This window comes from Caproicibacterium sp. XB2, from assembly GCF_044880635.1.
Lineage (GTDB): Bacteria > Bacillota > Clostridia > Oscillospirales > Acutalibacteraceae > Caproicibacterium > Caproicibacterium lactatifermentans.
Window position 1 is genome coordinate 822,596 of record NZ_CP173227.1, and the last position, 11,668, is coordinate 834,263.

Consider the following 11,668-nt stretch of genomic DNA (forward strand, 5'->3'; position numbering starts at 1 on the left):
TCTGTACACCTCATTATGTTTCATTTCAGTTTGGTTCTGCGGTACGGGAACCATTGAGAATGGCATAGAACTTTCTGATTTCCTCCATATTGGAATAGTCATGTGCGGCAAGTTCCGCGGAAAAGGATTGCCGCAGAGAAGCGTTCGTCAAAAGGTGTTCCAGCCCATTAGAAATTCCTTCCGGCGACATAGGTACAATCAATCCAGTCTTTCCGTCCGCAATTTGGTCTTTTGCAGTGGAAAAATCCGTCAGCAGAATTGGCCGGGAAAGTGCCATGGCCTCATCAACGGCAATGCTTTTCCCCTCAAAGCGGGAGGGCTGCATATAAATATCGCATGCCCGAACGAAGGGGTAGGGGTTTGCCTGTTCCCCCAGAAAGACGACGTCTTTCTGAAGGCCAAGCTTTTGTATCTGCGCGAGAAGAGACTCTTTTTCCGGGCCAACCCCAATAATATACCAACGAAAATCGAGTCCTTTCCGGCGCAGGGCCGCAACCGCCGGAAGTGCAAGGTCCAGCCCCTTCTGTTGGGAAAGGCGCGCAATTGACAAAACACGCAGGCCAGTGTACCCGCTATCCGGAAAAGCTGCCGGTTCCTCCGCCATTTGGCGTAGCAGGGAAGAGGAAAGTAAATTATACTGCACATGACATTTCTGCGCGTCCTGCGGAAAGTTCGTCTGCAAGGCTGTTTTGCATGACTCCGAAACGGTACAGATAGCATCCAGCTTTGCAAAATAGGGGGTGTCAAATGCACGGTCCAGGCCCATTGCGGTATAATCGCCATGCACAAAGCCAATTTTGCGTCTCGCATGCACATCATCGATACAATAATAGATAGGCTGGCCTTCCATATAGGCAACAGTTGCATCATACTGTACAGGATTTTTACGGACAAAGCATCGTTCGCAGCGCCACATTTTCACCAGCCGTTCTCCCATGGTGCCGTGCAGGCCGGCACATGTGACACCCGCCCGGCAAAGGGCAGTCAGCGGATGGCCGTTTTTTAGCAGAGCCGGCAGCGCCTGCCGGATATTCAGACGATATTCTTTTGGAAAAAGCGGCGGTAGCAAATGAACTTGTTTGGGGACCCGCGGCAGGAACAGACCATCATTGGCAAACAGCTGCAGGTCCACATCATACTGATCATAGTCGAACAGCGTCAGCAGGGTGACCAGACTTTTTTCAATCCCGCCACTGTGCAGGGAGTAATTGATAAAAAGGATTTTCTTCTTCGGCATAATTTCTCCTATTGCTTTTCTGTATGCTGGCGCAGTTTGTCTGCATACCAGCGGTAGAATGTGTAAACCAGCCCAACAGAGCCGGAACTAATCACGCGATAGATAACACGGTCAGCAGCCGTTCCTTTGCACAGATACCTGCTTTTTGCTGCACGTTTCAGCAGCGGGTCTGTCAGAATGTTCTGAATTTCTGCCTTTTTTCCACGTTTATCCCGTTTATTTCCGGTGCTGAAAACATTGACGAGGGCACTGTGCGCTGCATTCCGCAGATACCACGCCATGTGGCGGTCCCGCAGCTTTCCGTTGATGTTTTTATCCTTTAGAAAGGATTCCACCAGCTGGAAACAACAGGAAAGCTTCTGCATTTTTTCCGGCCGGTAGCGGGTGCTCAATGAATCCGGATTGTAGCGGTAGTGGTAAAGCGGAACATCTAAAAACAGAGTTTTCTTCGAGTAGAAGTGGGCCATAATGCTGACCGGCCGGTCCTCCAGCATGACTTTTTGTTCGTCTGGATAAGACAAATGATGCTGCAGGAACCATTCTCGGCGGTACAGGCGGCGCCACGCGCAGCCCAGCATATCCACACTGCGCCACGGGGTGCTGCCGGCATCCGGACCGATTTGTTCTTTTAGGACAATTTCGTTGATTGCAGCATCATCGGTTGGTGTATGAATCGGCAGAGTGCATAGCCGACTGATGCTGTCTGTTTCGTTTTCCCGTATAAAGTTAAAAACGGTTAGGTCTGCCTGCGCTTTCAGCGTTGGCTCCATTACTTTAAAGAGAGTATCCTCACCAATCCAGTCGTCTGAATCAATAAAAAGGAGGTACTCGCCCTGTGCACGCTGTGCACCAAAGTTGCGGGTGTCCCCCAATCCACCATGAGGCTTGTCGTACACCGTGATATGCGAATCCTGACGTTCCAAAGCGTGTGCAGCTTCCAGGGAATGGTCGGAAGAAGCGTCATTGACCAGCAGCAGTTCATAGTCTTTGAAAGGCTGTGAAAGAATGCTTTCCACACAGTTCTTTAAATACTGCTGGGTATTATACACGGGAACAATAATAGACAGTTTCAAATCAGCAGGCTCCTTTATTTTATTCGTATACCTTACTTCCGGCAAAAATACAGGCTGTCTGCACGAGAAAAAGGATAATGCATTCATTTTCATTATAGCATTCTGCTGCCGCTAATACAATGAAAAGTTGCTGCCGCGGGATTTGAAGGGAAAGCATGCAATGCGTTGCCTATATAAAAATGAAACAGGAAATGTCATGCCGGCGTTGCTTTTTTCGCGTGGAGTGTTTACAATAAGACAAAAAGGGAGGGCTTTTCTTGCCAAAAAGATATACGCTGGCCGTTGTAGGCGGCGGTGCATCCGGTTTGTTGGGAGCGGTCCGCGCGGCAGAATTGCTGGGCGGCGCCAATGTGGTTGTGCTGGAAGCCGCCGCACGGGTGGGAAAAAAACTGCTGATGACCGGAAATGGGCGCTGTAATCTTACCAATATGGGTGTGAATATTGCGCGTTATCATGGGGATACCGAACGTGCCGAGCAAATTCTGCAGGCATTTCCGCCCAAAAGAATACTGGCTTATTTTCAGCATATAGGGCTGCTTTGCCGTGAGCAGACACAGGGCCGTGTTTATCCGTACAGCCTGCAGGCCTCTACGGTATTGAATATTCTGCGGGCACGGCTAAAGGACCTCGGTGCGGAAGAGCGCTGCAATTTTGCAGTGCGTACTGTTCACCGCACGCCAAACGGGTATGTCCTGTATTCCCAGGAGAAGGTACCGGTGTGTGCACAGTTCGTTATGCTGTGTACCGGCGGCACGGCTCACACCGGAGATGAAACAGGCTATCCATTGGTGAAACAGCTGGGGCACAGCATAACGCCGCTCAAACCAGCCCTGGCACCGATTTGGGTGCAGGAAACGAAAAAAGTGCGCGCCCTGAAGGGCGTACGTGCACCTGCGGCGGTGGTCCTGAAGTGCGGCGGAAAAATGCTGCACAGGACAGAGGGCGAGGTACAGTTTACAGAGCGCGGTCTGTCCGGCATTTGTATCTTTGAGTTGGCACGGGAAGCTCGGCACGGCGATATCATTTCTCTGGACCTTGTACCCGATTATACAAGTTCGGAACTGCGCAAAGCGACTGGCGGCCGCTTAGAGGGCGTTTTGCATAAAGCATTGGTGCAGAATTGTCCGTTTGAATTCTGCAAAAATTTCTGCTTTACTGTGGACCGTACAGCTGATTTTCAGCAGGCACAGGTAACAGCGGGCGGTGTGCCGCTTTCTCAAGTGGACGCTTCCTGCCAAAGTTTGCGTTCGCCCCATGCATGGCTGACGGGAGAACTGCTGAATGTAGATGGTGACTGCGGCGGCTTTAACCTGCACTGGGCATGGAGCACAGCACTGTGTGCGGCAGAGGCGGTTTATAAGGAGGCGCAGATGTCATGATGTACCATGTTTCGGAAATTTCGCTGGGCTTGCACAACGTAGAGGGGGAGTTGACTGCACGCGCAGCTAAACGGCTTCGTGTTCGTGACTCGGATATTGCGTCCTGCAAACTCTACCGCCGTTCGGTGGACGCCCGAAAGAAAAATGATGTTCATTTTATCTGTACAGCGGAAGTGACGCTTCGCCCGGGTGTACAGGTCAAGAAAAACGTTTTGCAGCGTGATCATAAAATTCAGCAGGCCTCTGTATACCAGTATCATTTGCCGGAAAGCAATCTTTTACCGGTGCGTCCGGTTGTTGCGGGCTTTGGCCCTGCCGGTATGTTTGCGGCGCTGACGCTGGCACAGGCTGGGCAGCGCCCGATTATTTTGGAGCGGGGTGCACCGGTGGAAGAGCGCAGCCGAGACGTGGAGCACTTTTGGAAAACGGGAAGTCTGAACACAAATTCCAATGTACAGTTTGGCGAAGGCGGTGCCGGTACTTTTTCAGATGGCAAGCTGACGACCGGTACTAAAAATCCACATATTCGCCATGTGCTGGAAACCTTTGTACAGGCCGGCGCGCCGGATTGTATCTTGTGGGAGGCAAAGCCGCATATTGGAACGGACCGCCTGCCTGGTGTTGTCCGCACCATTCGGCAGACGATTCTTTCCCTTGGCGGAGAAGTGCGTTTCCATTCTAAGTTGGACCATATAAAGGTACACAATGGAATTCTGCAAGGCGTTACGGTTTGTCAGGAGGACGGGACGCGGTACGATATGCCGTGCGGTCATTTGATTTTAGCGGTCGGGCATAGTGCCCGAGATACCTTTGAAATGCTGCTGCAGAGTCATTTGCAGCTGCAGCAGAAACCCTTTGCCGTTGGTGTGCGGATTGAGCATCTGCAGGAGAAAATTGACCAAGCTTTGTACGGACAGGCAGCCGGCGACCCGGCTTTAGGTGCTGCCAGCTATAAACTGGCGGTCCATTTCCCGGACGGGCGCAGTATCTATACGTTTTGTATGTGTCCCGGCGGTACAGTCGTTCCGGCAGCCAGCGAAGAAAAACGTGTTGCAACCAATGGCATGAGCTCCTTTGCACGGGATGGCAGGAATGCCAACGCCGCTTTGCTGGCGGGGCTGACACCGGCAGATTTTGGCAGCCCACATCCTTTGGCAGGTATTGCACTTCAACGGCAGTTAGAGTCAGCAGCGTATTTGACGGGCGGCGGCGCTTATTTGGCTCCGGTTCAGCGGCTGGGCGATTTTTTGGACAGAAAGCCATCACAGCGCTGTGGGAGCGTTCGGCCAACTTACAGCCGCGGCGTTACCTATACGGACCTGCACAAATGCCTGCCGCCTTTTTTGACGGAACCGCTGGAACAAGGCATACGCAAGCTGGCGGGACGCCTGCATGGCTTTGACGACGCGGACGCGTTGCTGACTGCCGTAGAAAGCCGTTCTTCATCACCAGTGCGTGTTGTACGCAGCAGTGCCCTTTTTGCACCGGACGCACGTGGATTATATCCCTGCGGGGAAGGCGCCGGTTATGCTGGCGGTATTATGTCGGCCGCGGTAGACGGCATTCGTTGTGCGGAAGCAATCCTGCTGGAATCACAGAACGCAGGGTGGAAAAGGTAACATCCCGAAAAAATTTCAACTTTTTAGAAAAAACGCTTGACAATTATCAAATTTTTGATATAATAATACACGTTGCTTCACTTAGTGCTTCTAAAGAAGCAGCGGATATTGCGGAATTGTGTAAAGGTAGCACGACAGACTCTGACTCTGTTTGTGAGGGTTCGAATCCTTCTTCCGCAACCAAACATGGCCCCATGCTTGGGGCTTTCTTTTTCGAGGTGTGGCTCAGCTTGGTAGAGCGCTACGTTCGGGACGTAGAAGTCGCTGGTTCGAATCCAGTCACCTCGACCACATAGGATTGTTGAAAGACCGCACTGTTAAGCTGCTTTTACGCTTTTCAGTGCGGCCTTTCGTTTGTAGTGGAGATTGTTTTGCGCAGTTTCAGGCGTTCATTAGTCTGGAACTGCTTTTTTCTTTTCTGGTGCAAATTTTTTTGCAAAATCAATAAAAACGGGGATACTATTTTAAGCTTTGCAAAATGAAAAAAAGGATGGTCAATATGAAACTGCAGATTCAAAAAATACACGCCCGCGAAATACTCGATTCACGGGGCAATCCAACGGTCGAAACAGAGGTAACGCTTGCCGATGGAACAACAGCAAGTGCGGCCGTGCCCAGCGGTGCCTCTACCGGTGCATATGAGGCAGTCGAGCTTCGAGACGAAGATTTACACCGTTATGGCGGGAAAGGCGTCCTGCAGGCCACTCAAAACGTCAATACGGTCATTGCTGACAACCTTTGTGGAATGGATGTTTCTGACATAGGAGCTATCGACCACAGAATGCTGGTTTTGGATGCGAGTAAAAATAAATCCAGACTAGGTGCCAATGCGATTCTGTCTGTTTCAATCGCCTGTTCAAAGGCCGCTGCTGCAGCACTGGGAATACCGTTGTTCCGTTTTTTGGGCGGCAGCAATGCGGTTGTCCTGCCGGTGCCAATGATGAATATCCTGAACGGAGGTGCTCATGCAGCAAATACGGTGGATATTCAGGAGTTTATGATTATGCCGGTTGGGGCTCATTCCTTCCATGAGGGTCTACGTATGTGCGCGGAAGTTTTCCATGCACTGGCTGCCATTTTAAAAAAGGAACATCTTTCTACAGCAGTGGGGGACGAGGGCGGTTATGCGCCGAATCTGCAAAATGATGAGGAAGCGCTTCAATATTTGTCCCATGCGGTAGAGGCAGCAGGATATGTGCTGAAAAAAGATTTTGTTTTTGCGATTGATGCGGCTGCCAGTGAATGGTATACGTCCGGCGGCAATTATTTGCTGCCTAAATCACAGAAAGCGTATACCTCAAAAGAGCTGAATGCATATTGGGAGGGTTTGGTGGAACGTTTTCCGATTGCGTCTATTGAAGATCCGCTTGGTGAAGAGGACTGGTCCGGCTGGGCAGAGCTGACGCAGGCGCTGGGGGACAGGGTACAGCTAGTGGGGGATGACCTGTTTGTTACGAATGTACAGCGGCTGCAAAAAGGAATCGACCAGTCCTGTGCCAATGCGGTTCTAATTAAGTGCAACCAGATAGGGACACTTTCTGAAACACTGGAAACCATTCGTTTGGCGGACCGTACCGGTTATGCCTCGATTGTTTCCCATCGTTCCGGTGAAACCGAGGATACAACGATTGCTGATTTAGCTGTTGCCGTCAATGCGGGACAGATAAAGACCGGCGCACCCAGCCGAACAGAGCGTATCGCAAAGTATAATCGCCTGCTGCGTATAGAGGAACTGCTGGGAAACAATGCGGTCTATCTTGGACCTTGTTGCTTTTAAAATTTGGTTTATATCTTTTCCGCCAAAGTATTATACGGCGGAAATTTACATAATATTTGTAAAGAGGATCATTTTACAGATTTATTTCACAAGTAAGTATTTCCTGAATTTTAAAATAACCCATACAGATTTTCTACAAAAAGCATGTAAAATGCTGAAATTGCTGGGATATTAGACGTAAAGCGTTATACTTATCAAAATTGAACGCGTAAAGTACAAGAAAGACTAAAAGTGAAAATAAGTAAAGCAAAATACTTTACAGATGCAGAACGGTACGAATATATAAAAGCTCATACAAAAACCATAAAGTCCGCAATTCCCATAAAAAGGACGGGTAAAAGCTTTTCTTTCTGCATACATATCATGTGGAATAATCTGGAGGTGTCGGGAATGAAGGTTAAACAAATCACTGCCGCAGTTCTTGCTGTGGTCATGATTGCAGCGGCAGCACCAGTACGTGTGTATGCTGCAGATGAAACAAAAACAGACATTAAAGCGCCGGCCGCCGTTTTAATGGAAGCATCTACTGGGCAGGTACTGTACGAAAAAGCACCGCATGAAAAGCGTGCCTGTGCGTCAGTGACAAAAGTAATGACGCTGCTACTGGTTATGGAAGCACTGGATACCGGCAAAATCCACTTGACGGATATGGTTTCTGCCAGTGCGCACGCTGCCTCTATGGGTGGGTCGGATATCTGGCTGAAGGAAGGGGAGACCATGTCTGTCAATGACCTGATTAAGGCTACGGCAATCGCCAGTGCAAACGATGCCGCTGTGGCGTTGGCGGAACACGTTGCCGGTAGTGATGACGTATTTATTGCACAAATGAACGCCAAAGCAAAAACATTGGGTATGCAGGATACCACCTTTAAAAACTGCAACGGTTTGGATGAGGATGGGCATGTAACCAGTGCCTATGACGTTGCGCTAATGAGTCGTGCATTGATTCAGCATAAACAAATCTTTAACTATACAACCGTTTGGATAGACCACCTGCGCGGCGGAAAAACACAGCTGACCAATACCAACAAACTGCTAAAATCTTATAAAGGAATTACCGGGCTGAAAACAGGGACGACCAGCAAAGCCGGCAGCTGTATTTCTGCAACCGCGCAGCGGGACGGCCTTTCTCTGATTGCAGTTGTTCTCGGTGCGGGCAGCACAAAGGACCGCTTTTCCACAGCCGCGGCGCTGTTGAACAAAGGCTTTGCAGGCTGGTCTATGGTTCCTTTAAAGCAGCCAAAAGAAAACCTTGCAGCGGTTACTGTAGAAAACGGCATGTCAGACACGGTTCCAGTGAAAGCGGATTTTTCTGGAAAATTATTGGTACCAAAAGGCCAAGAAAAGGCAGTTTCCAGCAAGGTAACAGTTCAGCCGTCTGTGCGGGCACCGGTTGCAAAGGGACAGAAGCTTGGTGAAGTGACCTATACATTGGGTGGGAAAGTCGTGTGTGTCCGTCCCATTACGGCCACACAGACGGTTTGCCCGCTGTCTTTTCAGCGTGTACTGCATCTGCTCCTCCTGAATTTGCTTTATGTATAAATAAAAAGCAAGAAAAAAGTCATGCTGTGAACGGAATATAAATTCTGGCGGTTTCACTTGCAAATTATTACGTGATATTGTAAAATATGAACAAACACATAGACTGATAAAGCTTTTAAGGAGGAAATCCTATTATGTCTATTCGGCTGGAAACAAAATACCTGGATGGCTTTGCCATACCAGAGGAAATGACAAATCTGGCTCCTCAGGTCAAACTGGCGCATGAACTGCTTCATACAGGTACAGGTGCGGGAAATGATTTTACCGGTTGGGTCACTCTTCCGACAGATTATGATAAAGAAGAGTTCGCCCGCATTCAGGCCGCTGCAAAACGGATTCAAAACAATTCAGATGTATTTATTGTCATTGGTATCGGTGGTTCGTACCTAGGCGCACGCGCTGCAGTCGAATTCCTAAAGTCCAACAACTATAATGCACTGAAGAAAGATACACCGAATATCTACTTCGTTGGCAACAGCATCAGCTCCACGGCGCTTGCCGAAGTAGTGGAACTGTGTGAAGGCAAAAATGTTTCTATTAACATGATTAGTAAGTCCGGCACAACAACGGAGCCGTCCATTGCATTTCGTGTACTGCGTGATATGCTGAACAAAAAGTACGGCAAAGAAGGTGCACGCGAGCGCATTTTCTGTACAACAGATAAATCCAAGGGGACCTTAAAACATCTGGCGGATGAGGAAGGATACGAAACCTTCGTCGTGCCGGATAATGTCGGCGGACGCTACAGTGTTCTGACGGCGGTAGGCCTATTGCCGATTGCTGTTTCCGGTGCAGACATCGGCGCCCTCATGGCAGGTGCAGCAAAGGCACAGAAGCTTTACAATAATCCGAATCTTGCGGAAAATCCTTGCTATCAGTATGCTGCGGCACGCAACCTTTTGTACCGTAAAGGCAAAGAAGTGGAAATCTTGGTCAGCTACGAACCGTGCTTTACCATGATGAATGAATGGTGGAAACAGCTGTACGGCGAAAGTGAAGGCAAGGACAACAAAGGACTGTTCCCGGCTTCGGTGGTCTTTTCTACAGACTTGCATTCTATGGGACAGTACATTCAGCAGGGCCGCCGTATCCTCTTTGAAACGACCGTTTTGTTTGACAAGCCGAAAAAGGAAATCACGATTGGCAATGACCCGCAGAACATTGATGGCTTGAATTTCCTGGAAGGCAAGACAATGGCCTATGTAAACGAAAAAGCTTTTGAGGGTACTGTGCTGGCACATACAGACGGCAATGTACCGAATCTGGTTATTCGTGTACCAGACTTTTCAGAAGATTCGCTTGGTCGGCTGATATATTTCTTTGAAAAATCCTGTGCCATTTCTGGTTATCTGATGGGCGTTAACCCGTTTAATCAGCCTGGTGTGGAAAGTTACAAGAAGAATATGTTTGCTCTGCTTGGCAAACCTGGTTATGAGGCACAGAAAGATGCTTTGGAAGCTCGGTTAAACAAGTAAAGCAGGTTAGCACAAATAACATAAAGGGGATAGTTTTATGATTACATTCATTACAGGCAAAAAAGGCTCAGGAAAAACCAAAAAGCTGATTGAAGGCGCAAATGCTGCAGTTGCTTCCTCCAAGGGCAATGTCGTGGTCATTGAAAAGGGCCTGAAGCTTACCTATGATGTTGACCATGCAGCTCGTCTGATAGACATTGAGGCATACGGCATTAAGGGTGCGGAAGCATTGTTTGGCTTTATCAGCGGCATCTGCGCCGGCAACTATGATGTAACAGACATCTTTGTCGATTCCACCCTCAAGATTATGGGTCCTGACCTGCAGCAGCTGATTCCGTTTGCAGAAAAGGTCAATGCACTGGCAGCTATGGCAAACACAAATATCACCTGCCTTATCTCTGCGGATAAGGCAGATATTCCGGATGGCGTTCGTCAGTATATTACAGAAGTTTGACTTCTGCCGAGGGAAAATGCTGCCTACCGGCAGCATTTTCTATGTTTTTTCCGCGTTTCTTTTGCTTTTTTCTTGACATCGAACGGGACAGCGTCTATAATAATCAATTGTAGCGCGTATTGAGGTGTACTATCTATGCTTTTGAATTTGAAAAAGAAAATACAGGAAGACGGAACTTCGCTTCCTCTTCAGTATTCGTTTGACCTTTCAAAGCTTTCCTGTGATGCGGTATATCCTTTTGTTTCTCCTGTCCAGGTGGAGGGAACAGTAGATATGCACGGCGGCTTTGCACAGCTGCAGGCAGCTGTATCTTTCGATTTCTCAGTCCCGTGCGACCGTTGTACAGCCCAGATAAACAAGCGCTTGACCTATCGGTTTTCTCACACGCTGGTTCCGTCGCTTACCAATGAACGGGATGCAGACGATGACCGGTACGTTGTTCTGCAGGAGGACGGTTCACTGGATTTGGACCATCTGCTGCAGGAAGACATCCTCTTGGCTCTTCCTAACAAATTTTTGTGCCGGGAAGACTGCAAGGGTTTGTGCCCTATCTGTGGCAAGAATTTGAATGACGGTCCCTGCGGCTGTAGCCACAAAGAGATTGACCCGCGCCTTGAGGTGCTGAAACAACTGATAAAATGACCAGAGTCATATAGAGTCATATAAGGAGGTGCTGAACATGGCGGTACCAAAAAGCAAACTTTCCAGTGCAAGACAGAATAAACGGCGTTCCAATGTTTGGAAAATTAGCGCTCCTGCTCTGATGAAATGCCCAAAGTGTGGTGCTTTTAAGGTTGCACATCAGGTGTGTGGTAACTGCGGCTATTACAATGGCAGACAGGTTATCAACAAAAAGGACGTTTGATTGTCCTGCTGGTTTTCCGGAAAATCCAGGGGTTGTCTCGTAAAACACAGCATTTGCTGTGTGGGGCAGCTCCTGTTTTTCTTTATTTGTATGCTTGTGTACAGTCAGGGGAATATTGATAGTAGGATTTTACTTTTTCGGCTGCAAGCAAGTGCTTTTTTGGAATCTCCGCTTGACGAACTGCGCAGAAAATGCCATAATCTTCTTATGTATCGTTTAGCCAGTTTCACGGCCGGCCCTGCTGTAC

The 11,668-nt window shown here is 48.8% G+C and carries 10 protein-coding genes and 2 tRNA genes; 10 read left to right on the top strand and 2 right to left on the bottom strand.

Features of this window, described 5'->3' with window-relative positions; translation table 11 throughout:
• Nucleotides 1-25: 25 nt before the first annotated feature.
• Nucleotides 26-1,237, bottom strand: coding sequence for a glycosyltransferase (locus ACIHKT_RS03965; protein ID WP_404352801.1), 1,212 nt, complete (start codon nucleotides 1,235-1,237; stop codon nucleotides 26-28).
• A gap of 8 nt (nucleotides 1,238-1,245) precedes the next feature.
• Nucleotides 1,246-2,310 carry a glycosyltransferase family 2 protein gene (locus ACIHKT_RS03970; RefSeq protein WP_404352803.1) on the bottom strand — a complete coding sequence of 355 codons (1,065 nt, stop codon included), beginning with the start codon at nucleotides 2,308-2,310 and terminating at the stop codon, nucleotides 1,246-1,248.
• Between the two features lie 257 nt (nucleotides 2,311-2,567).
• Here ACIHKT_RS03970 and ACIHKT_RS03975 point away from each other — a divergent pair, with 257 nt between their 5' ends.
• The 10 genes from ACIHKT_RS03975 (at nucleotide 2,568) to rpmF (ending at nucleotide 11,421) form a co-directional block, all read left to right on the top strand.
• Entirely contained in the window at nucleotides 2,568-3,689 is a 1,122-nt protein-coding gene (locus tag ACIHKT_RS03975; RefSeq protein ID WP_236858892.1) for an aminoacetone oxidase family FAD-binding enzyme, read from the top strand.
• Nucleotides 3,686-5,308: an FAD-dependent protein gene (locus ACIHKT_RS03980; RefSeq protein ID WP_338084215.1), complete on the top strand. Its 1,623-nt coding sequence runs from the start codon at nucleotides 3,686-3,688 to the stop codon at nucleotides 5,306-5,308. The genes ACIHKT_RS03975 and ACIHKT_RS03980 overlap by 4 nt, the downstream gene beginning before the upstream one ends.
• A gap of 109 nt (nucleotides 5,309-5,417) precedes the next feature.
• Nucleotides 5,418-5,491: transfer RNA gene (locus ACIHKT_RS03985), tRNA-Gln, on the top strand.
• A gap of 31 nt (nucleotides 5,492-5,522) precedes the next feature.
• Nucleotides 5,523-5,599: transfer RNA gene (locus ACIHKT_RS03990), tRNA-Pro, on the top strand.
• Nucleotides 5,600-5,807: 208 nt separating this feature from the next.
• Nucleotides 5,808-7,085: a phosphopyruvate hydratase gene (gene eno / locus ACIHKT_RS03995; protein ID WP_404352806.1), complete on the top strand. Its 1,278-nt coding sequence runs from the start codon at nucleotides 5,808-5,810 to the stop codon at nucleotides 7,083-7,085.
• Nucleotides 7,086-7,475: 390 nt separating this feature from the next.
• Complete coding sequence (locus ACIHKT_RS04000) at nucleotides 7,476-8,627, top strand: D-alanyl-D-alanine carboxypeptidase family protein (protein WP_086036842.1); 1,152 nt, start codon at nucleotides 7,476-7,478, stop codon at nucleotides 8,625-8,627.
• Nucleotides 8,628-8,761: 134 nt separating this feature from the next.
• Nucleotides 8,762-10,102: a glucose-6-phosphate isomerase gene (locus tag ACIHKT_RS04005; protein ID WP_086035649.1), complete on the top strand. Its 1,341-nt coding sequence runs from the start codon at nucleotides 8,762-8,764 to the stop codon at nucleotides 10,100-10,102.
• Nucleotides 10,103-10,139: 37 nt separating this feature from the next.
• Nucleotides 10,140-10,556, top strand: coding sequence for a hypothetical protein (locus ACIHKT_RS04010; RefSeq protein ID WP_086035650.1), 417 nt, complete (start codon nucleotides 10,140-10,142; stop codon nucleotides 10,554-10,556).
• A 135-nt stretch (nucleotides 10,557-10,691) separates the two neighbouring features.
• A complete protein-coding gene (locus tag ACIHKT_RS04015) occupies nucleotides 10,692-11,198 on the top strand; it encodes a DUF177 domain-containing protein (protein WP_086035651.1) in 507 nt (168 codons plus the stop codon).
• Between the two features lie 37 nt (nucleotides 11,199-11,235).
• Nucleotides 11,236-11,421, top strand: a complete 186-nt coding sequence (rpmF, locus tag ACIHKT_RS04020; protein ID WP_086035652.1) for a 50S ribosomal protein L32 — start codon at nucleotides 11,236-11,238, stop codon at nucleotides 11,419-11,421.
• Nucleotides 11,422-11,668: the final 247 nt, after the last annotated feature.